General features: G+C 42.0%; 21 protein-coding genes. 5 read left to right on the forward strand and 16 right to left on the reverse strand.

Going from position 1 to position 20,777, the window contains the following annotated elements; translation table 11 throughout:
* Nucleotides 1-2: 2 nt before the first annotated feature.
* Both mprF and GM920_RS17105 read right to left on the reverse strand, forming a co-directional pair.
* Complete coding sequence (mprF, locus tag GM920_RS17100; RefSeq protein WP_182959717.1) at nt 3-2,591, reverse strand: bifunctional lysylphosphatidylglycerol flippase/synthetase MprF; 2,589 nt, start codon at nt 2,589-2,591, stop codon at nt 3-5.
* 86 nt (nt 2,592-2,677) lie between these two features.
* A complete protein-coding gene (locus GM920_RS17105) occupies nt 2,678-2,977 on the reverse strand; it encodes a VOC family protein (RefSeq protein WP_182959719.1) in 300 nt (99 codons plus the stop codon).
* A gap of 117 nt (nt 2,978-3,094) precedes the next feature.
* Here GM920_RS17105 and GM920_RS17110 point away from each other — a divergent pair, with 117 nt between their 5' ends.
* Nucleotides 3,095-3,439, forward strand: a complete 345-nt coding sequence (locus GM920_RS17110) for a winged helix-turn-helix transcriptional regulator (RefSeq protein ID WP_182959721.1) — start codon at nt 3,095-3,097, stop codon at nt 3,437-3,439.
* Nucleotides 3,440-3,473: 34 nt separating this feature from the next.
* Here the strand turns inward: GM920_RS17110 and GM920_RS17115 are convergent, their stop codons facing one another.
* The 12 genes from GM920_RS17115 to GM920_RS17170 all read right to left on the reverse strand — a co-directional run bounded on the left by GM920_RS17115 (nt 3,474) and on the right by GM920_RS17170 (nt 15,705).
* Nucleotides 3,474-4,028 (reverse strand): DUF3347 domain-containing protein, encoded by a 555-nt coding sequence (locus tag GM920_RS17115; RefSeq protein WP_182959723.1) that lies wholly within the window; start codon nt 4,026-4,028, stop codon nt 3,474-3,476.
* A gap of 21 nt (nt 4,029-4,049) precedes the next feature.
* The gene (locus GM920_RS17120; protein WP_235964564.1) at nt 4,050-5,243 is read right to left on the reverse strand and encodes an efflux RND transporter periplasmic adaptor subunit; all 1,194 of its coding nucleotides are present in this window, start codon (nt 5,241-5,243) and stop codon (nt 4,050-4,052) included.
* Between the two features lie 36 nt (nt 5,244-5,279).
* Nucleotides 5,280-6,524: an efflux RND transporter periplasmic adaptor subunit gene (locus tag GM920_RS17125; RefSeq protein WP_182959727.1), complete on the reverse strand. Its 1,245-nt coding sequence runs from the start codon at nt 6,522-6,524 to the stop codon at nt 5,280-5,282.
* Nucleotides 6,502-7,779: a TolC family protein gene (locus GM920_RS17130; RefSeq protein WP_235964565.1), complete on the reverse strand. Its 1,278-nt coding sequence runs from the start codon at nt 7,777-7,779 to the stop codon at nt 6,502-6,504. The genes GM920_RS17125 and GM920_RS17130 overlap by 23 nt, the downstream gene beginning before the upstream one ends.
* Nucleotides 7,745-9,682, reverse strand: coding sequence for an efflux RND transporter permease subunit (locus GM920_RS23855; RefSeq protein WP_182959729.1), 1,938 nt, complete (start codon nt 9,680-9,682; stop codon nt 7,745-7,747). Before GM920_RS23855 ends, GM920_RS17130 begins: the two co-directional genes overlap by 35 nt.
* Nucleotides 9,679-10,977, reverse strand: coding sequence for an efflux RND transporter permease subunit (locus tag GM920_RS23860; protein ID WP_182959731.1), 1,299 nt, complete (start codon nt 10,975-10,977; stop codon nt 9,679-9,681). The genes GM920_RS23855 and GM920_RS23860 overlap by 4 nt, the downstream gene beginning before the upstream one ends.
* A 118-nt stretch (nt 10,978-11,095) precedes the next feature.
* Nucleotides 11,096-11,461, reverse strand: a complete 366-nt coding sequence (locus tag GM920_RS17145; RefSeq protein ID WP_182959733.1) for a heavy-metal-associated domain-containing protein — start codon at nt 11,459-11,461, stop codon at nt 11,096-11,098.
* 97 nt (nt 11,462-11,558) lie between these two features.
* A complete protein-coding gene (locus tag GM920_RS17150) occupies nt 11,559-11,957 on the reverse strand; it encodes an HYC_CC_PP family protein (RefSeq protein ID WP_182959735.1) in 399 nt (132 codons plus the stop codon).
* A gap of 109 nt (nt 11,958-12,066) precedes the next feature.
* Nucleotides 12,067-12,636, reverse strand: coding sequence for a helix-turn-helix domain-containing protein (locus GM920_RS17155; protein WP_182959737.1), 570 nt, complete (start codon nt 12,634-12,636; stop codon nt 12,067-12,069).
* A 92-nt stretch (nt 12,637-12,728) separates the two neighbouring features.
* Nucleotides 12,729-13,133, reverse strand: coding sequence for a hypothetical protein (locus tag GM920_RS17160; RefSeq protein WP_182959739.1), 405 nt, complete (start codon nt 13,131-13,133; stop codon nt 12,729-12,731).
* Nucleotides 13,134-13,210: 77 nt separating this feature from the next.
* Complete coding sequence (locus GM920_RS17165) at nt 13,211-13,423, reverse strand: heavy-metal-associated domain-containing protein (RefSeq protein ID WP_182959741.1); 213 nt, start codon at nt 13,421-13,423, stop codon at nt 13,211-13,213.
* Nucleotides 13,424-13,476: 53 nt separating this feature from the next.
* Nucleotides 13,477-15,705 carry a heavy metal translocating P-type ATPase gene (locus GM920_RS17170; protein WP_182959743.1) on the reverse strand — a complete coding sequence of 743 codons (2,229 nt, stop codon included), beginning with the start codon at nt 15,703-15,705 and terminating at the stop codon, nt 13,477-13,479.
* A gap of 227 nt (nt 15,706-15,932) precedes the next feature.
* Here GM920_RS17170 and GM920_RS17175 point away from each other — a divergent pair, with 227 nt between their 5' ends.
* Nucleotides 15,933-16,181, forward strand: coding sequence for a hypothetical protein (locus GM920_RS17175; protein ID WP_182959745.1), 249 nt, complete (start codon nt 15,933-15,935; stop codon nt 16,179-16,181).
* 48 nt (nt 16,182-16,229) lie between these two features.
* Here GM920_RS17175 and GM920_RS17180 read toward each other — a convergent pair whose 3' ends face one another.
* A complete protein-coding gene (locus GM920_RS17180) occupies nt 16,230-17,114 on the reverse strand; it encodes a FecR family protein (protein ID WP_182959747.1) in 885 nt (294 codons plus the stop codon).
* A 213-nt stretch (nt 17,115-17,327) separates the two neighbouring features.
* Here GM920_RS17180 and GM920_RS17185 point away from each other — a divergent pair, with 213 nt between their 5' ends.
* Genes GM920_RS17185 through GM920_RS17195 form a run of 3 tightly spaced genes read left to right on the forward strand, consistent with a single transcriptional unit; the run spans nt 17,328 to nt 19,749 of the window.
* Nucleotides 17,328-17,918, forward strand: coding sequence for a porin family protein (locus GM920_RS17185; RefSeq protein ID WP_182959749.1), 591 nt, complete (start codon nt 17,328-17,330; stop codon nt 17,916-17,918).
* Between the two features lie 27 nt (nt 17,919-17,945).
* A complete protein-coding gene (locus GM920_RS17190) occupies nt 17,946-19,019 on the forward strand; it encodes a sensor histidine kinase (protein ID WP_182959751.1) in 1,074 nt (357 codons plus the stop codon).
* Nucleotides 19,006-19,749 carry a LytR/AlgR family response regulator transcription factor gene (locus GM920_RS17195; protein ID WP_182959753.1) on the forward strand — a complete coding sequence of 248 codons (744 nt, stop codon included), beginning with the start codon at nt 19,006-19,008 and terminating at the stop codon, nt 19,747-19,749. Before GM920_RS17190 ends, GM920_RS17195 begins: the two co-directional genes overlap by 14 nt.
* Here the strand turns inward: GM920_RS17195 and GM920_RS17200 are convergent.
* Complete coding sequence (locus GM920_RS17200; protein WP_182959755.1) at nt 19,746-20,663, reverse strand: DUF6268 family outer membrane beta-barrel protein; 918 nt, start codon at nt 20,661-20,663, stop codon at nt 19,746-19,748. The genes GM920_RS17195 and GM920_RS17200 overlap by 4 nt on opposite strands.
* Nucleotides 20,664-20,777: the final 114 nt, after the last annotated feature.

The following is a 20,777-nucleotide window of genomic DNA, read 5'->3' on the forward strand; positions in this document are numbered from 1 at the left end:
GCTTAGGGTTTAATCACTTTGGCTAATACTGTAGGCACTTGCAATAAATCGTAATCATGATCATAGATCAGGTATCTGTTTTGCCATTCCGGTGCAAACTTCTCTTTTGCTGCACGGAGGCCTTTATAATGAGAAAATGAACGAATCTTTTCATAGGCAAACTTCATAGATCGCTCGGGAAAATTATGCGGGTCAACTAATCCTGACATTGGTGCAAAACCGAGATTTACTTTCGTATAGCCTTCCGCTTTCAAATGGTTAAACAGGGCCACCATGATGAAGTCAATAATCCCATTGGGCGCATCTGCGGTTTTTCGGATCAGGTCATAGGTCCCTTCTCCAGGTGCATAATCAGGGATAATATTGATAAAAGCAACAATCTTCTCCTCTGCATTTTCTACCGTAATGATCGTATGGCCTTTTAATTCCTCCCAGTTGAACATCCCTTGAGAAAAGACCAGCTCCTCCCGGTCCATATCTTCCAACCAGCTGTCAGAAACCGACTGTATCTTTTGTAACAGGCCATCTTTTATTGGAGGCAGGTAAATCTTTGTATGGTAGCCCTGATCGGACACTTTTTTCAAGGCGTTACGAATGGATTTTTTATGGCCACCTTCTAAAGAGAAGTTCGTCAAATCCACAATCCCCTCCTGCCCTAAAAACAGGCGTTTTTTGCCCAGCGACAAGAAATCTTCCAGGCTTTCTTCCGGAACCCGATAATACAGACTTTTCATTCCATTTTCAAAACAATACTTATCGAAATCCTTGATGAAAGCCTTCCTGTTTTCTACTGCGGTAACCGGACATTCCAGTACCACGGCAAAATTCCCAGAGATACGGTAGGCCACAAATCCTTCCAGCGATGTAGAGAAATAGATCAGCTTGTCTTTATAGGTTTTAAAATAGTCGATTCCGGAATTGCCATATTTTTCGAGGAGTTGATTGGCTCTTTCAAATTCTGCATCATCCGTTTCATCACTGGAAATGTAAGGCCTGATGAGGGTATAGATCAAAAAGCCGATAGATAAAAAGCCACTGATATTGATCGAGTATAAAAATCCACGGGCAAAGTGATCCATCGGTTGCAGATCATCATTGCCAATCAGAATGAAATTCTCTAAGGTATAACGGATCGATTGCCACCAACCAAAATCAATATTAAAGTGTTTTTTATCGAGGAAATAAAAACCAATACTTCCATAAATCATGATGCCTAAAATGGTAAGCAAGGTGGTTTGAATCCCGAAAGACCTGAGCTTTGCATTATTTTTAACATAGTATTCCTTTCTGGAAGCCATCAAAATAACCATAACCAATACCGAAAAACCAGCTTCCTCATAATCCACTGCCTTGGTTAAGTTTCCGACGAGGGAAAGTAAACATAAGGCCATCGCAAAATACCAAGCCATCCTCAAGCCTTTCAGCATGAATGCCGCGGTGACCAATAAAAACAAGCCGGCAACAAGCACAAAATAGTTGGAAGCAGTGATCGCTTCCATAGGGATGAAATCTTTTACAAACTTCAACCTGGAATGAATGGCTGGAGTTAGTACTGATATAATATTGATGACGCCGAGAAGGAGTAAAAACAGCGCTGGAACGACCCGCATCAGGAGTTTATTGATCTTAAAAAGGAAACTCATGGCTCCAATCAACATTGGAATCCAGAATTCCATGAAGCGGTATAGAAAAGTAATTGATACTGCTTGTGGCGCAGTGTAACCTAAGCGAATCAGGATAAAAGTCATGGAAGCTTCTACTGCACCCAAGCCTCTTAAAAACGGAGAAATGATCAGGAAAACCACTGCAACAATATAACTAATTACCGAAATCGTCCAGGATGCCGGAAGGTCCAATGCCAACATAGCGATATAAATGTGGACAATCCCGACAATTTCAATCAGACTGCTGTATAAAAAAGTAGCGATGAAATGTTTGCGTTCTATTTGGTTGTTCCGAAATTCAGCAGCATAAACTTCGATCACGGGAATATACTTCACTATAAACCGATAGATACTTCCTTTCTTGATGACCGAACGGTATAAATAGTAAATACCGACCATTAACAAGATGGCGGCAATTAATCCAAACCACTCACCGGAGCCGATGCTTCCTTCGATTATGGCATAAATAAATACTGGGATGGCAATTACCAGAACAGATAAAATCCCTACAAAACCATAGATAGAAGAGGCGAAATTAATCTGCGATTTACTGACCCCCTTTTGCTCAATCTGGCTGCTAAAAAAAGCAAGAGAAGAAACTCCTCCAGCAGGTAAAAAAACACTAATAAAGTTACGTTTTAGAAAAAGTAAAGTACCATCTGCGATGGAAATCTTACTGGAAACTGCGGCAAAGGAGGATCGATACATCATCCCATGAACAAAAACATAGGCAACACTCAAGGCGATTCCGATAGCAACCCACACCCATTTGGCAGTGGTTAGCAAATGTTCTACTTGTCGAATTTCCCCTCGTTGCTGCTTTATAAACCAGATAGCCAAGCCGATAAAAAAAAGGCTAAACATATAACTGGATATAATTTTACCATTCTCCCGTAAAAAGGGCACAAAGAATTTGAGTCGCTTCATTATTTTATTTGGATAATCCGTATCGGTCTTATCTAAAGATACGGCTTATCCAGAAAAATAACATGAAGAAATCTTCATGGAAAGAATTAGAATGGCTGCCCTTCCAAGAACTCAATCACCTCTCCATTCGGGCTATAAACTAAAGCATTGCGTACAGGCAAGGCAGGATTCCCTAATAAAAGGCTCATGGGTTCAATACATGGACTTGCTCCTGCAAGCAGACAACGGGTATATGCGGCTTCGGCATTTTCAACGCGCATCGCCAGGTGTAATAGCGCGCCTGTTTTCACCTGTTCAGTAAGCTTTGCGGCTTCTCCCTGCATGGGTACGGCAGCTTCTGCATCAAAAACTTCAATAAAAGTCTGTCCATCCCATGATTTCAACATGGCCGCCTGCCTGATGTTAAATTCTGGGAGTGTCCAGGTATGGCTGATGGAAAAATATTTTATCCAAATTTACAGCGGATAAATCAGAAAAGACGACACTTACAAAGTTGTAAGCCCATGAGAAAAACGACTTCCACAAATTACGAGAACGAGCAAGTATTACATGAATTTTGCGATGCTGCATTTACACTATCTGTACTGAGTGGCAGGTGGAAACTCAGCATACTCGTCCAGTTGATGGCGCAGGATTTAAGATTTAGTGCATTAAAGCTCATGCTTCCAGAAATCACAGAGCGGATATTAGCTTTACAATTGAAAAAGCTGGAACTGGATGGATTAATTGAAAAAATTCAGACAAGGGAGAAAAACAACCTGCCTGTTTATCACTTATCGGCAAAAGGAAATAGCCTGGAGCCAGTGATTCGCAGTCTGGAAAAATGGGGAGAAAAGTATAAGAGCTGACCCACATAAAGGGCTCAGCTCTTATGCCAGATACTTATTTGATTGTTTCCTTAACTTCTCCGCAAGTCAACATGGATTCTCCGTAGTACGGGTTTTTAATGTCTTTTTGATTGCTCAACCAAGAAGCGCCTTTATCATTCATTGCCATTGGGCAATATTCTACATAGAGCTCACCACCGGTAACACCTGATGCTTTTGCACGTTGAATGAAATCATCACTCAATGCTGCGTAAGCAACTCTTTGTACTTCAATATCTGTGGCATCGCCAATTTTTGCTGTCAATGCCAATATTGCCGCAGGGTTTGTTAAGTCTTTTGCACCAAGTTCAATCGCCTGAGCTGCAACCTTTGCTTCTGCAACATCACCATTGGTTAATGCGGTTGTCAAATGAATATAATGAGGATAAACCGCATTCAGTTTATCGTCTTTTAAACTCACATGACTCGTTTCCGCAGCTACTGCTGGTTTTGTTTCTGCAGCGTGGTTATGACCCTCATGAGATTCTTCTGCAGGTTTCTGCGTATTTCCACAGGCCGCTAATAAAGTGACTGTAGCGAATGTAATGGCTAAACTTGTGATTGTTTTCATGTTATTTTTATTTAATTGTTCTTATTTTAATTTTAAACCGTCTATAGGGTTCTTTCCTTTTTTCAAAATATATTCACTGTATAACAGGTAAGCGCCAGTCACCACCACCTGCTCCCCGGCTACTAAACCTGCGGTAATTTCCACTTGGTTATCGTTCTCCTGACCTGTGGTCACGCGTTTGGGCTCAAAACTGTCCTTTCCTTTTTTTACCCAAACGTGCATCCCTTTACCATCTCTGATCACGGCATCCACAGGCAAAGTCAGCGCCGCACTTTTTTGATTTCCTGTGGGAACAAACACATTGGCTTGTGCACCAGGTTGCCATTGCTGATTCGGGTTAGGAATACTACCCCTGATTTGCGTGAGCTGTGTACCGGCAAGTAAAGAAGGTGTGATAAAACTAATGGTCATTTCCTGCGGCTGATCTTCCCAGCCGGGGATCACTACTTTCACTTTTTGACCTTCTTTGATACCACCAACTTCATTCGGATAAACATCAGCTTCTACCCATAATTCTCCATAACCTTCCAGCCTCATAATAGATCCACCCTCAGCCACATACTGACCAGGAGTAACTGAAATTTCTGCAACCACCCCACCCTCAGGTGCAAAGAAAGTCACATATGGATTCTTCTTCTGAGTAGCCAGCAAAGCTTTTATTTGTGCGGCAGACTGGCCATAAAGCAATAGTTTCTGCTTGGCAGATTCCACCAACTGCTGTTCAATCTTATCCCCGGGGAATTGCTTTTGTTGCGCCACTGCCATCAGGTACTCCTGTTGCAGGGCAGCAAGCTGCTCCGAATACAGCTGGTATAAAGGTTGTCCTTTTTTCACACGAACACCGGTTTCTCTTACATACAATTGCTCAATTCTACCTGCAATTCGACTAGAGATATAACTACTTTGTTGCGGGTCAACTGTTAACCTGCCATTCAACTGTTTGCTTCCTGAAATGTGGTTTGAACCAATCATGACGGTGGTAATGTTGGCCAAAATCTGCCTTTTCTCATCCACTTTCAAAGCCTTTTCATTGCTATTCTTTTCAAAAGGCACCAGATCCATACCGCAAATCGGACAAGTTCCCATCTCTTCCTTGATCACCTGAGGGTGCATCGGACAAGTATAAGTTTGTGTTTTTGCCACCACCCCATCTTTTTTCTCTTTCACATCACTGGTACAAGCAGCTACAAATACTGATGGAACCAGTGCAATCATAGCCATCTGTTTTATAAATAATTTCCGTTCCATATTTTAAAGCTCCTTGTTTGCTGTCATTTTAATAAAACTCTCACTGTCTACCAGATAAGCTGCATTTTTACTGACATCCCAGCTGCTGATGTCCTCCTTAATCTGTACTTTTCCAGCGATACTGATTCCTGCATCTACCCCTTTCGGGACAAATACATTTCCTTCTTTTTTAAAGACGATCCGTTTATTTCCAACCGATACCACTGCTTCTTCGGGCAACCACCAGGATGCCGACAATTGCACCGGAATTCTTGCCGTTACCAATTGTCCGACTTTAATCTTTGGGTTGTTCAGGTAAGCTCTGGCGATTGTAAAATTCTCTCCATTTTTAAAAGTTGGCTGAATCAATCCAATTCTTGCGGTCTGACTTCCTGTTTTATCTGAAGTCTTATAAAAAACGAACTTGCTGCCAACCTTTAAATGGGCAGCCAATGCCGATTTTAAAGAAAACTCAGCTACGAGTTGATCCGAGCTATATACGGTAAACAGCGAAGAACCCGCGCCTACATATTGTCCTTCTCTTAATAAAACCGGAGAATTTACCGGTGCTGCCGGACTGGTTGGCGTTGCCGCAGTTGCCGCATCACCACTCATACTGCCCATGCCATCGCCACCTGCCGGGGCGGCAGTCGAAGAACCTGATGGACTTGCTACAGCAGCTGCTACAGATTTTTCCAGAATAAATCCAGAAACATTACTGTACACTGGAATGCGGTAACTCGGTGTTCCACGCTTCAACAAAGTACGAATACCATCCGATGTCATTCCCAGTAACAGCAAACGTTGCTTTCCTTTTTCTAACATCACCGGATCATGACCAGAACGGTAAATGAACAATAATTCCTGTTGAGCTGCTGCCAGATCAGGTGAATAAATCTCCATAATCAGCTGCCCTTTTTTTACCGGTTGGTAATTGTATTTAATCCACAACCGCTCAATTCTTCCGCCGATTTTACTCGAAATATTGTGTTGATTTCTGGTATCATAGTTAATGATCCCCTGCACTTCTTCCGTAAATATCTTCGACCCATATTCCGCTTTTATCACTGGTAGCGAAGACACGACCTGCTCATTTGAAGGTTTCAACAAATGGGAAAGGTTGCTGTCTACATTTACCGTTGCCGGATCATGGTGGGCATCAAATTTCTTTTTCTCTTTACAAGCGCTCAACCAAAGTATACTGATCGCCGCCAGTCCCAGGAAAACACGCTTATTTGTGCCGGGCTTAACGATATAATTCTTTCTCATAATCTACGATCATTAAATAAAGTTTCAGTTTCTCATCCAATACATTGGCTTGCATCATGGTCAAGGCTTCCCAGGTACCAATCACTTCCGGCAATTCCATTTTATTTTCACGGTAGTTGAGCATACTCACATCCATCGTCTTTTTCAAAGTTGGAATGATGGTCTTTTCCATCGCATCAATACGTTTCTGCATCGATTGAATTTCAAATTGCATCCCATACAACATCCCTTGTGTTTCCTGAAGCATGGCTGCCTTTTCTTTTTCCATCGCCAACACTTCATAGCCCATTCCTTTGGCTTCAGATTTATACATTTTCGAAGACCATGGTGCAATTGGGATACTGACCATTCCCATCACACTAAAGGCTTTGGGCATCATTTTCGTTAATGGCGACATGTGGTCGAAACGCAGTTTGAAATCTGGCTTAGCTTGTTTCTGCATGGCTTCAATGTTCAATTTCATCGATTGAATGCTGAAATCCATTTTCTCAATATCCTTTCTTACCATTGCCAAACTCCCGGTGTCAATTGCCGAAGCAGGCACATAAGTAGGCTGGTAGGTCGAATCTATTGCAAAATCCATATTGCCGGGATTGTTCATTAAGCTGTTTAACCAAGCTTTAGATTTGGCCATATCCCCTTCCATCATGCGGATCATATTTCTATTCTCCTCGATTTTTGCCGTAGCCCGATAAACACTGCTGAGCTTTGATTGGTTAAAAGGGTACCTGATCTCTTCCACCTTTTTCATGGTTTGCATGATCTTTTCATTCTCTTTCAATACCGCGATTCTTTGCATCGAAACCAACCAGCCAAAATACAATCGCTTGGCCTGTGCTTTATATTCATTGAGTGTCACCCCTCTGGTCGCATTTTCGACCTTTGCTTTCGATTCAATGAACTTTTTGTTGGCTTTTATCTTTGCAGGGTTGGGAATATCCTGCTCCAGCTGTACCATGATCGATCCTTTATCACCCTCATCCATGATCATCTGACCAGGGTATGGCGTCATAAATGTTCCGACCCCAATCATAGGCGCCATCCAGGCCGTAGCCGCGTTGGCTGTATGTTTAAAGCTTTCCGCTCTCAGTCCGTAAGACTGTAGCAGTAAGTTATTCTTATCAATTTTTTGCAGAATGGTATCCAGTGAAAGCACTGGTTTCTCCTGCGCAAATGCGACCGCAGCAAAAGGTAACATGCATACCAATGCTGCTATTCTTTTAATGTTGTACATCGTGAACCTCCAGTTTTCCATATTTTCTCAATTCGTATTCTTTTGACATCAAAAAGATCAGTGGTGTCACCAGTAAAATGTGCGTAGAAGAAGTCAACACACCACCGATCATCGGCAAGACAATCGGCTGCATCACGTCCACTCCAACTCCTGTAGCCCATAGTACCGGTACCAGACCAAACAGCGATACACTAACGGTCATCAGTTTTGGTCTTAGCCTTCTGGCGGCACCAAAAATCACGTACGCTCTTAAATCTTCTTTAGTGATCGTTTCACTGGAATTTCCTTTCAATTTGATCAGCTGTGCCATTGCATCATTCAGGTAAATCACCATCACAATTCCTGTTTCCACGGCAATTCCAAACAAAGCGATAAAACCAACGGCAACACCGACTGAAAGATTTACGCCCCAGAAATAGATCATATAAGCACCCCCAATTAATGCGAAAGGCACCGTAATCAAACTCAGGAAAGCTTCTCTGATCGATTTAAACGCGAAGTATAAAGAGAAGAAAATGATCAACAGTACCACTGGTGCAATCCACATCAGGGTTTGTTTACCACGGATCAGGTTTTCATATTGACCACTCCATTCCAGGAAATATCCTTCAGGAAGCATCCCTTTCTCTTTATTCAATTTCTCCATCGCTTCCTGAACAGTACTTCCTAAATCCCGGTCTCTTACGTTAAACATGACTGCGCCACGAAGGATTGCATTGTCAGAACTAATCATTGGCGGACCATCTTCAAACTTAATATCTGCAACGGCCGACAAAGGCACTTCGCCAAATCCTTTGGATTGAATTGGGATCCGTTTGATCTGTTCTACACTATTTCTATATTCCTGTGCCAGACGCACACTGATGGAAAAGCGCTGACGCCCTTCAATGGTATTCCCGATGGTTGCCCCACCCAATGCTGTTTCTACAATCTGGTTTACATCATCTACATTTAAGCCATAACGGGCCATTTCTTCACGTTTCACATCGATAGAAAGGTATTTACCCCCTGTGATCGGCTCTACAAAAAGATCACTGACACCATCTGTACCTTCCAATGCCGCTTTTACACGCTCGGAAACGGAGGCAATCGTATCCAGATTTTGTCCGAAAACCTTGATCCCTACATCGGTACGAATTCCCGTTGCCAACATATTGATCCTGTTGATGATGGGTTGAGTCCAGCCATTCACCACACCTGGAATCTGCAGTTTTGCATCCAGTTCGGTGATGATGTCTTTCTTCGTTACGCCTTCCCTCCATTGGCTTTTCGGTTTCAGCGTAATGATCGTTTCGATCATGCTAATTGGAGAATTATCGGTTGCCGTGTTGGCCCTACCTGCTTTTCCCAATACCTTGTCTACCTCTGGCACCGACTTAATAATCTTGTCCTGCACCTGTAAAATTCTTTTTGCTTCGGCATTGGACACGTCCGGTAAGGTAACCGGCATAAACAGAATACTCTGCTCATCCAATGGCGGAATAAATTCCGTCCCGAGGTTTTTCAATAAAGGAATCGTAATCAGCAAGGCAATGATGTTAATCGCTAATGTCGTTTTCCTCCAGTTCAACACCGTTCTGATCACGGGTTCATATACCTTCTCCAACACCCGGTTTACCGGATTGGCGCTATCGGGTCTGAATTTCCCTTTCATAAAGAAAGAGATCAATACCGGTGCTAAAGTAATCACGAGCAAAGCATCAACGATCATAATGAAAGTCTTTGTGAAGGCTAGTGGATGGAACAATTTCCCTTCCTGACCTGTCAACATAAATACTGGCAGGAAGGAAGTGATAATGATGATGGTTGCAAAGAAAACACCTCTTGAAACCTGTTTACTGGATTTAGTGATGATCGCCAGGCGCTCCTCTTCCGTAATCCAATCCGGGGATTTACGGAATCTATTTTTTAACCACTTGATCATGATTCAGTTGTTTTTTGTTGTTCTTTCTCCCAGATCAGATAGCGCTCTGAAAGGTGTTTGTAAGCATTTTCACTCATGATAATTCCATTGTCGACAATCACACCGATGGCCAGGGCAATCCCGGTGAGCGACATGATGTTGGAGGAGATATCAAAAGCATTCAGTAGAATAAAACTGGCGGCAATGGTGATGGGAATCTGAATAATGATACTCACTGCACTACGCCAGTGAAAAAGGAAAATGATGACGATAATCGAAACCACAATCATCTCTTCAATCAGCGTATGGGTGATTGAATCTACAGACTCTTTGATCAACTCGCCACGGTCATACACAATGTCGAATTTGACACCCTTAGGCAGACCTTTTGAAACTTCTTTCATTTTGGCTTTTACGTTATCAATCACCTCAGCAGCATTCTCGCCGTAGCGCATCACCACAATTCCTCCTGCACGCTCCCCTTCACCATCTTGATCAAATATGCCCAATCGCGTTTCCCCAGTCATCTGTACTGTGGCCAGATCCGACACCCGAATTGGCGTACCGTTTTGGTTTTTCACCGGGATGTCCGCAATCTCTTTGATGGACTTCAGGTATCCTGAGGTCTTTATGATGTACCCCATATCACTCATTTCAAACTTTCTGCCTCCGGATTCATTATTGTTGGCACGCACCGCCGCAATCACCTCCGGGGCAGTTAGTTTATAATAAAGTAATTTATTGGGGTCTATAGAAATCTGATATTGTTTCTGAAAACCTCCAAAAGAGGCAATCTCACTTACGCCAGGTACGGTTTGCAGGGCAAACTTCACATACCAATCCTGGATCGCACGCTGCTCTCCTAAATCCATGTCAGGCGCATCCAGTGTATACCATAAAACATGGCCTACTCCTGTTCCATCAGGGCCTAGCTGTGGCGCCACTCCTTCCGGCAGCGTTTTTGAAATGGTACTGATGCGTTCCAGTACACGCTCTCTCGCCCAGTATACATCCACATCATCCTCAAAGATGACATAGATAAAGCTCATTCCGAACATGGACGATCCACGAACGTATTTAATCTTAGGGATTCCCTGCAAATTGGTGACCAGCGGATAGGTTACCTGATCTTCGATCAGTTGCGGTGAGCGGCCCATCCATTCTGTAAAGACGATCACCTGGTTTTCGGACAGGTCCGGTATCGCATCTATCGGGTTTTTCTTGACGGCATAAATGCCCCAAACGAATAAGCCCAAAGACAATACCAGCACAATAAACCGGTTGTGCATGGACCATTCTATAATTTTATGTACCATTTTTTGTTATAAATTATAATGATGTTGAACCAATGAAAAATTACATCAGCCAGGAAGGATACCTGTAAAAGCATTCGCCCCCTCAGACTTTGCCTTTACAGATTTTCCTGGTTAATAATTAGTGTTTCTTAGGTGCTTTTGGCAATTTATCGCCGGCTTCACGGTCATACTGGCAACAGCCATGTAATGCCTCGTAAACCTCATCTTTGGCTTTGTATTTCGGAGTATCATAACCCACAGCCGCTACTTTTTTCTGTACTTCATCGTTGGTGATTTTAGTACTGTCGTAGCTTACTTTAAGCATTTTCGTTTCTGTATTCCAGCTTGCAGCAGTCACGCCAGGAACCTTTAAAGAGGTTTCAATCGTTTTCTTGCACATAGAACAGTTGCCCAATACTTTGATACTTTCAGTTTTTGATTGTGCGAATACTGCACCACCAAGGAAGGTCAAACCGACCACCATAGCAAATCTCAATGATTTCATAGTAATTATATAATTGTAAAAAAATGGTTTAATAAGAGTGGGCTACGGCAAAGCCATATCCAGGACACGAATGTGTCGGAAAATAAAAAGAAGGGTATTAAATTCTGTAGGTACAGTTTTTCAGGAAGACGGGCACTTTCTGTCCGTCAGGAGGTGCATTACTCCATGCCTCTCTGGTAATTCTAACGGGGATTTCTACCGCATAATCCAGAAATAATGCCACAGGAAGGATGGCCTGGAAGGGAGGATTAAACTGATATACCGTCTGACTGGCCGTTTGGCTTTGGTCTACTTTGGTATCCTGTTTTTCATCCTTGCAGCATGATTTATCTTTCGAACTACCTTTCGGCATCCCACAAAGCTCACAAAGTTCAGTACTTTGCTTTTCCATACCCCAGCTCACCAGCTCTCCCATACAATAATGGAAGTGCAGCGTTGATCCACTGGAAATTCCCAGGTAGAACATTGCAATTATGGTCAGGAGTATTCTCTTCATCAGGTTCAAAGTTGCCAATTTTAGCCGGTTTAATTTTATATAATTCTGAGATTCTTTTATAAAATTAAACGGCTATTCCCGGAAATACTTCTGGTTATGTTAAAGATACTTAATTTTTAATCTTATCAATAGGGGTTCTTAAAGATTTCCCTTCTGCTTTATATTTGCTCGGTGCCAGACCAGTGATTGCTTTAAACTGAGCAGAAAGATGTGCATTGCTGCTATAACCCATTTTCATGGATATCTCATTCAAGTTAAGCTCTCCATATTCAATCAGCTCTTTCACCTTTTCAATTTTCTGATGGATGATAAACTTTTCAATGGTTAAGCCTTCAGAATCCGAGAACAGGCGACTTAAAAAAGTATAATCACGGTTTACGCGCATGGCGATTGTACTGATCAGGCTCTGGTTTAAATTTGCCAGGTCTGAATAATGAACAATTTCAATGATCACTGTTTTTATGCGCTCTACCAACTGGTCCTTCTCCTTATCCATCAGTTCAAAACCAAGGATTCTAAGGGATGAGGCAATATTTTGCAACTGACGGTCTTCTGGTTCAGGCTGGATTTGTACTGTTCCTAAAGTAATATCAACAACCAGGAAATTCATATTTTCCATTTGATGGCGAACGGCGGTAATGCAACGTTCACAAACCATATTTTTTATGTGTAACAACATGTGTATTCAAGCTAAATGACTAGTAAAACCCAAGCGGATTTCAGCTGGGCGATAAATAAAAGACAATTGAGGATAGAACATCCTCCGCTTGATCAAATGATGAGTACCCTGTTGGAAAGGTAAATGGGTGTTTTTTTAAAGGCAGGAGCACTGTTATGATCGGTCCAATCCCCAGTACTTTCAACACTTAAAGATCTAATGAGGTAAGAAAATGCGTTTTGACTGGCAGCCGACAATACATATCTGGCCTTTAATCCAGTAGTAGCAGCCGTTTTCACATTCTCCTTTACGGCATATTCGCCATGGTGTTCACAGCAGGCACAGTCTGCCTCAGAAACCACCGCAGCCTGCATAGGAGCCGATTTTGCTTCGACATGAACCTCTTGAGAGCCCAGTGTTAACATAGATCCCATGGAACAATGAAGCAAGCACACAAACATCCCTGTGGTGATCATCAGGTAGAATGTAGCAAAACTTAAAGCTCCGATTTTTTTCATAGTATCAATAAAGGCGGAAACCTTTTTCATTGGTTTCCGCCTGCAAATATACGATTTAAGGCCTGAAAGTAAAGAACCTAAACTTTTTCCACCTGAAATCCCGCCTTTTTTACGGTCTCTTGAATCAATTCAGCATCAGCTGCAGAAGCCGTTTCAACGGTTAGAATTTTATCCGGAGTATCCGTATTTACTTCCCATTTAAATACTTCTGCAAGACCGTCCAGGTGTGGAGTAACTGTTGCAATACAACCGCCACATTTGATATTCGTTTTGAATTTTAAAGTTTCCATTTGATGTTATAATTAAAAATGATTGATATAAAAATTGAATGATATACTATTTATTAGCTTAAATTGGAGAGTTTTAACCTTAAACTATTTCCCACAACAGATACCGAACTCAAGGCCATTGCTGCTCCGGCGATCATCGGATTCAATAAGAAACCATTGAAAGGGTATAACAGTCCGGCGGCAATTGGAATTCCAATCAGGTTGTAAATAAATGCCCAGAACAAATTCTGACGAATGGTACGCACCGTCTGTTTAGAAAGTTTCAAAGCTCTCGGCACTTGTTGCAAATCGGAAGAAACGAGCGTGATACTGGCCACATCGATGGCAATATCAGAACCTTTACCCATCGCAATAGACACATCTGCCTGGGCCAAGGCCTGGCTATCGTTGATGCCGTCACCAACCATGGCCACTACTTTTCCCTGCTTTTGTAATTCTTTGACGAAATCCGCTTTATCGGAAGGTAAAACATCCGCTTTATAATGGTCGATACCTGCCTGTAACGCTACCGAAGCTGCAGTATGTTGGTTATCACCCGTAAGCATATAAACCGCTATTCCCTGTGCTTTTAAGGCGGCAACTGCTTTTGCAGAGCCTGATTTCACCTGATCCGCAATCGCTACTATTGCCAGTACCTGTGTGGCATCCGCCAGATAAATCACCGTTTGCGCTTTTTCTTGTAAGCTCAACACTTTACTTGCCAGCGAAGCGGACACCGGGATATTTTGATCTTTTAAGACCTTATGACTTCCTGCCCAGTATTTAACCCCATCAACGACACCTTCCACGCCTTTTCCAGTCAGACTTTCAAATTGGCTCAGTGCTACCGTGCCAGCACCTTCTTCTTTTAAATGGCGGACAATCGCTTCTGCCAATGGATGCTCTGAGGCATATTCCAATGCCATCAATACTTTTGCGAGCGCTTCTTTTGATTTAGGAAGATCTGTGGCCCATTCCAATGTAGTCACTGCAGGTTTCCCTTCCGTAATTGTTCCTGTTTTATCCAGGATCACCGCATTTACTTTGTAACCCAGTTCCAGTGCTTCTGCGTTTTTAATTAAAACACCAGTTTCAGCACCTTTACCAATACCAACCATAATTGCTGTTGGCGTAGCCAAACCCAAAGCACATGGACAAGCAATTACCAATACGGTAACCATTGCCAAAAGCCCATGTGTAAAAGCATGCTCCCCACCAAGTAGCAGCCAGGCGCCCAAAGTCAGGACTGCGATCAACATCACCAAGGGCACAAAAATACCGGCAATCTTATCCACCAATTTTTGTACTGGTGCTTTTGATCCTTGTGCATCCTGCACCAATTTAATGATCTGGGCAAGCATCGTTGCTCCCCCAACTTTTTCCGCTTTAAAACGGAATGTTCCTTTTTGGTTGATGGTTCCTGCAAACACCTGATCTCCTTCTGCTTTGGCTACAGCTACCGGCTCCCCGGTAATCATACTTTCATCTACATAAGAATTGCCTTGATACACCACACCATCTACAGGAATTTTCTCTCCTGAACGTACCATCAGCTGGTCGCCAATACTGACCTCTGCAATTGGAATTTCCTTTTCTCCTTGCTCGGTAACCAGTAAAACCGTTTTCGGCTGCAATCCCATTAATTTTTTAATGGCTGAAGAAGTATTTGATTTCGCTTTTTCTTCCAATAATTTCCCCAACATAATGAAAACAATAACTACCGCTGCTGCTTCAAAATAAACATGCGGTTCTAAGCCTCTTGAGTACCAAAATTCCGGGTAAAATGTATTAAAAACACTAAAAAGAAACGCAATACCAGTACTTAAGGCCACCAGGGTATCCATATTGGCGCGACCATGTTGGGCTTGCTTCCAAGCATTGACAAAAAAGCTTTTTCCGAAGATGAAAAGAATTGGTGCCGTTAAGGCCATCATGTAATAGTTGCCATTGGGCATATGCATGAAAAACATGCCAATAATCACTACTGGCAAGGCTAGAATTGAAGAAGCAATCATCCGCTTCTTTAATTGCTGGTAATTATTTTGTTGTACCGCTTCTTGCTTTTCTTTAGCACCTTCTTGCTCCAAAATCAAGTCATAACCAACAGATTGTAGTGCTTTTTGCATATCCAAAACCTGGATTTTATCTTTATCAAAGGTCACTTTTACCGATTGAGTGGCATAGTTCACCTCTGCATGATCTACTCCTTCCTGTGCGCCAACCATTGATTCGACACTGCTCGCACAGGAAGCACAAGTCATTCCTAGAACAGGAAGGGTAAGAGTTTCTATATTTTCTTTCATGAGGGATCTTCTTTATTTCTAATACAAAGGTACCTCAATCAGACAGGAAGAGTTTTATAAGATTTCGGGAAAGATTTATATAATATCCATAGCTGCTCTGTTTACAGATTTACCCAGGGAATCCGATCATTACACTCCTATGAGACTACTCACAAAACATTTCCTGATGTAAAACGTTCTTAATGAAGCTTTAATAGAATAAATATTTAAGTACAAAGGCGGATACCATGGCAAAGATTAACATGTGTTTTGAGCATCAGGTAGCAGTAAAGGTCTTCTTTTTGAACAAAGACCAGATCACTAAGGACCCCATCATCAGATACCTGAGAAGTGATGTAGACGGAATTCTGGAAATTTCCCTGGATGGAATGACAAAAGGGAAATGGAAAGTTACTTTGGAATGGAATTATGAAGACAAAGAGTACTCCCTGGTTAAGGAGGTTGAAATACCCGACATTGAAGCTGCGACGATGTAGGTAATAGCAAGGCCACAGCCATACCATAGAATTTCATCGTATTTTGATTTAGTTGAAGCGAAGAATAACCTTCTCTTTCTCTATTTTGAAATTGCAATCGGTCGCAAAACAGAACATGTTGAGGATCCGTTCTAAAGATTCATTTTCGTAGGTTCCGGAAAATTTGCCTGATGACTTCTGCTGACCCCGGATTTCAATTGGTACACCATACCAATCTTCTAAAGCGGCAACTACCGCTCTAAAACTGTTATTCTTAAATTTAAGTTCAGCTTTAATCCAGGATTCGCGTTCCTGAACATCGAAAGTTTCCTTCTCCATTAGGTCTACGGTCCTATTCAACATCACCATGTCTCCGGGAAGGAGAATTTCTGGTTTATTGTCAAGTTCAGAGATATAGGCTTTCTGAACCTTTAATTTTCCGCTAAGGAGTTCCAGCTGCTGTCCGGATTCATGCGGATAAGCACGCATATAAAAACTTGTTCCCAATACCGTGACCTCCATATCTGAAGATTCCAACATAAATGGAAGTTCTGCATTTGGGCTGATATCAAAATAAGCTGCACCCAATAAAACTACCTTTCTGCTGTCCTTATTGTAACCATGTGGTACTTTAAGTGTACTGTTGGCATTAAGGATCACTTTAGAATGATCCGCCAACGTGATGGTCATCCTTTGTCCGAATGGAGATTTATAAACCTGATATTGTGCTTGTTCTTGCTTAAAAGCCAAATCCACTTGCGCTACTTTCTGGTAATATTGGAATAAAGCGCCCCCCATCACCAACAATACGGCCGCTGCTGCTGCATACCCTACGCGGGCAAAAAAACGTATTTTAGGCAATAAGACTGGATTTTGCAGTTCTTGTCCATCCTGTGAAAGGGCCATTTTTTCCTCGCGACTTTTCAGCATTTGATTTTCATTGATCACAGCCATGGTTCAGCGCTTCTTAAAATTGAGACTGCAATCTACTATTCTAATTCTTTACCCTAAAATAAATTTAGAACAGACAATTCGTACCGCTCGTCAACGCTCCTTTACCCTTCATCAAATTGTTTTCTTTCTCTTTTTATTTATCCCCCTTTTTGTACCAAAGGAAGGCTACCATTCAGGAAAGTTCAATCCTTAAAAACTTTTTATCAATCAAAAATGAAAAAACACTTTTTATTGCCAGCTATTGCGATCCTATTACTAGCGAACACTGCAAAATCTCAAGACAACAGTCCAATTCATGTGGGTTTAAAAGCCGGTGCCAATTACAGCAAGCTTTCTCTTTCCGCTCCGGGAATTTCGGGTAAATATGCAACAGGCTTTTCTGCTGGTGCCTTAACCAGGGTAGACCTTGGCCGTGCTTATGTACAGGGAGAATTACTATACAGCAAGAAATCTGGGAAACTGGAAGGGAATGCGGTAAACGATCAAAAAGCAAAATGGTCAAGTATTGACGTTCCATTAGTAGTCGGTTACAAAATTCTAAATACCGATCAAATGAACTTAAGGTTATTTGGTGGTGCGGTTTACAGCTATACGCTAAATGATAAAACGTCTATCTTCAAGCAAATCAATCCGGCATTCAAACAATTTAACAAATCGAACGTAGGTTATCAGGCTGGTGCAGGAATTGATTTAGGAAAGCTTACTTTTGACCTGCGTTATGAAGGGGCTTTAACGGATATTGACAAAACCTTTAAATCCCGTCCTCAGTCCTTTCAGGCGAGCGTAGGATTTCTGATTTTTTAATCCTCCCCTTTTTATATCCTCCTCGTAATGAAAAAATTCCATTTAAATAAACCACTTGTTTTCATCTCTGCCTTTTGGATCATGTTGGGCGTCACCTTATGGTCTCAATTGAGAACGGATTACCCGTCCCTCAATGTTATTGGCCCACCTGCACTGATCGTTTTATGCGCTGCAATCATTGCGCATACCTTAAGTAATGTGCTTTTGCCTATTGCTTTGAAGAAAGGGACTATGCAGGTTTTTGTACTGCAAAGTTTTGCGGCAACCACGGTTTTAACTGCAGCAATTGCTGCAGTATTCTATGGTACTTATTGGCTTACCATCCATGGAACCCCATATGATAATGAAACGCAGCTAGAGCAGAACAAAGATTTCCTGGTTGTATTTTTAAGGACCATACCTTCTGCTTTACTCATTATTGGCTCCACCTGTGGTTTTCAATTTTACCAGGAGCACTATAAAATGGCACAAAAGCATACTTTGTTACAGCAGGCGCACCTGGAAGCACAGCTGAGAATTTTACAGGATCAGATTAATCCGCATTTGATGTTTAATGTGCTGAATCACCTACATATACTTATGAAAAAAGATGTGGATCTGGCCTCAACCTTACTGGTTAAATTCTCAGAAATCCTCCGCTATCAGTTGTACGAGTGTAACCGGGAAACCATCACACTGGAAAAAGAAGTTACCTATTTAAAGAACCTGGTTGCTGTAGAGAAAATCCGATGGGGAGATGAACTGCAGGTAGATTGTATATGGAGTATTACGAATGGAAAGCGGGACATTGTCCCGCTTTTGCTCGTTCCGTTTGTAGAGAACGCCTTTAAACACGTTTCCCGTTTACCTTCGGAAAAAGGATTCGTCCGCTTGTCTTTAAACCAGGAAAATGAGTTGTTAACTTTTAGTATTGAGAATTCAAACTCTCCAAAACCTGCAAGAAAAAACGAAAGTAGTGGTCTTGGCCTGGAAAATGTTAAACAACGTTTACAGATTCTTTATCCGGGTCAGCATGACCTACAGGTCACGCGAAGCGATACCCATTTTAAAGTTGTTTTAGTTATTCATTTAGACCAAAAAGTAAATTATGTCGGTTACTAAGCACATCACGGAATTGCCATTGCAATGCTTGGTCGTGGACGACGAGCCCATTGCCCGCACGGGAATCATAGATTTTATAGATCAGGTAGATTTCCTGCAACTTGCAGGTTCTTGCGGAACGGCCATGGAAGCTTCTGATTTCATTCATAAAAACCAGGTAGACCTGTTATTTCTGGATATCAATATGCCTTATTTATCAGGCTTAGAGTTGTTAGAATCCATGGAAAATCCACCTCTAACCATATTTACAACAGCCTATTCCGAGCATGCCCTGGAAGGGTATCGCTTACAAATTGTAGATTACCTACTCAAGCCCATCACCTTTCAGCGATTCCATCAGGCCGCTACTAAAGCCAGGCAAATGCATCAATTCCAGCACCAACAAAAGCAGCCACAAGCCATGGATCCATATTTATTTGTACGTCAGAAAGATAGTTTCAAAAAGATCCAATGGGCGGATATTTTGTATGTGGAGGGAATGCAGAATTATGCAAGACTAAAATTTAAAGATCAGGAGCTGATCATTCATCAAACTTTAGTCTCTTTAGAAGAGATATTGCCCAGTGATCATTTTTTCAGGATCCATAAATCTTATCTGGTCAATATCTCTAAAATTGATGTAGTGTCGGGAGGAAGAATTTTCATTGGCGACCATGAGCTACCAATTTCCCGACACCGGAGGGAGGATTTATTAAAAGAGGTCGTTTACAATAAACTCATCAGCCGTTAACGTTTTCCAAAATTCCATTTGAGGCCAATAGCTCCATAAGCTGTGGTCTCAAAATGTGGTGGATTTTCGTCCTGCTTCTCCTTGAAAAAATCTTTTAATTTCCTACTGGTAAAGTCCATAGAACGGTACAAGGAGGCCCCTGCCGTAAGTTGTAAACTCAATGATTTGTTTAATTTGAATTCTGGTTGGAATCCGGAAATCACTTGCAGGTAAGATAAAAATGCTTTGTCTTTTCGACCTACATCTGCAGTCATAGAACTCACTTCTGCCACCGCTTTCAGTTTAATCCCTTCATTGGCTTTAAAGGCCAGCTCTACCTTCTCCGGGAAGTTGATCATCACCTGGAATTTACCATTGGTTTTCCAGTTTAGGAAGATGGCAGGAAGCACCATGGGCACTCCAAAAGTATTGGATACTACCGGCCCTACACCCAATGCCAGATTGGGATTAAACTGCTTGATAAAAATCACGCCACCCATGATCAGAATATCCTGGGAAGAGATCCCTTTCGTATCCGTATAAACGCCGGCCGATGCCATAAACAACATGTTCCAGCTTTTGCTCAATGGACGAAGGTGCATCAGGCCAACACTTGCATTCAGCAACTCATCCGGAAACAACTGCACTTCATAATTCTGGTTTTTAATCTTCGCATAGGAGCCTCCAAGCGTGACTGCCCAAACTTTGGGTCTTCCCAGGGAATCTACTTTTACCGATAAAGGAATGCCAATAGCTCCTTCCAATCTCCTCATGTCGCTTTTCTGCTCCGTTTTCTCTGCACCATCTTTAGGTATATACCTGGACATAGGAATGTATTCTGCTTTCAACCTTAGTCCTGACATTTCCTGGGCTTGGCTTTCCATACTGATCAATAGCATAAATAGTAAAAGTCCGTAATTAAAAAATCTCATCATGTTTTTCTGTATCAATGATTAATAATATTATTCGGCGAAGAACGTCAGGATTCCAGCGATGCAGAAATATTATTGACCAGTGGCTATTCCATGTTGACGAGCGGTTTTACTTTC

Source organism: Pedobacter gandavensis (genome assembly GCF_014172405.1).
Taxonomy (GTDB): domain Bacteria; phylum Bacteroidota; class Bacteroidia; order Sphingobacteriales; family Sphingobacteriaceae; genus Pedobacter; species Pedobacter gandavensis.

Coding starts and splice junctions, on each gene's coding strand:
- mprF (WP_182959717.1), bottom strand. CDS start 2,591: ATGAAGCGACTCAAATTCTTTGTGCCCTTTTTACGGGAGAATGGTAAA.
- GM920_RS17105 (WP_182959719.1), bottom strand. CDS start 2,977: ATGTTGAAATCATGGGATGGACAGACTTTTATTGAAGTTTTTGATGCA.
- GM920_RS17110 (WP_182959721.1), top strand. CDS start 3,095: ATGAGAAAAACGACTTCCACAAATTACGAGAACGAGCAAGTATTACAT.
- GM920_RS17115 (WP_182959723.1), bottom strand. CDS start 4,028: ATGAAAACAATCACAAGTTTAGCCATTACATTCGCTACAGTCACTTTA.
- GM920_RS17120 (WP_235964564.1), bottom strand. CDS start 5,243: ATGATTGCACTGGTTCCATCAGTATTTGTAGCTGCTTGTACCAGTGAT.
- GM920_RS17125 (WP_182959727.1), bottom strand. CDS start 6,524: ATGAGAAAGAATTATATCGTTAAGCCCGGCACAAATAAGCGTGTTTTC.
- GM920_RS17130 (WP_235964565.1), bottom strand. CDS start 7,779: ATGGAAAACTGGAGGTTCACGATGTACAACATTAAAAGAATAGCAGCA.
- GM920_RS23855 (WP_182959729.1), bottom strand. CDS start 9,682: ATGATCAAGTGGTTAAAAAATAGATTCCGTAAATCCCCGGATTGGATT.
- GM920_RS23860 (WP_182959731.1), bottom strand. CDS start 10,977: ATGGTACATAAAATTATAGAATGGTCCATGCACAACCGGTTTATTGTG.
- GM920_RS17145 (WP_182959733.1), bottom strand. CDS start 11,461: ATGAAATCATTGAGATTTGCTATGGTGGTCGGTTTGACCTTCCTTGGT.
- GM920_RS17150 (WP_182959735.1), bottom strand. CDS start 11,957: ATGAAGAGAATACTCCTGACCATAATTGCAATGTTCTACCTGGGAATT.
- GM920_RS17155 (WP_182959737.1), bottom strand. CDS start 12,636: ATGTTGTTACACATAAAAAATATGGTTTGTGAACGTTGCATTACCGCC.
- GM920_RS17160 (WP_182959739.1), bottom strand. CDS start 13,133: ATGAAAAAAATCGGAGCTTTAAGTTTTGCTACATTCTACCTGATGATC.
- GM920_RS17165 (WP_182959741.1), bottom strand. CDS start 13,423: ATGGAAACTTTAAAATTCAAAACGAATATCAAATGTGGCGGTTGTATT.
- GM920_RS17170 (WP_182959743.1), bottom strand. CDS start 15,705: ATGAAAGAAAATATAGAAACTCTTACCCTTCCTGTTCTAGGAATGACT.
- GM920_RS17175 (WP_182959745.1), top strand. CDS start 15,933: ATGGCAAAGATTAACATGTGTTTTGAGCATCAGGTAGCAGTAAAGGTC.
- GM920_RS17180 (WP_182959747.1), bottom strand. CDS start 17,114: ATGGCTGTGATCAATGAAAATCAAATGCTGAAAAGTCGCGAGGAAAAA.
- GM920_RS17185 (WP_182959749.1), top strand. CDS start 17,328: ATGAAAAAACACTTTTTATTGCCAGCTATTGCGATCCTATTACTAGCG.
- GM920_RS17190 (WP_182959751.1), top strand. CDS start 17,946: ATGAAAAAATTCCATTTAAATAAACCACTTGTTTTCATCTCTGCCTTT.
- GM920_RS17195 (WP_182959753.1), top strand. CDS start 19,006: ATGTCGGTTACTAAGCACATCACGGAATTGCCATTGCAATGCTTGGTC.
- GM920_RS17200 (WP_182959755.1), bottom strand. CDS start 20,663: ATGATGAGATTTTTTAATTACGGACTTTTACTATTTATGCTATTGATC.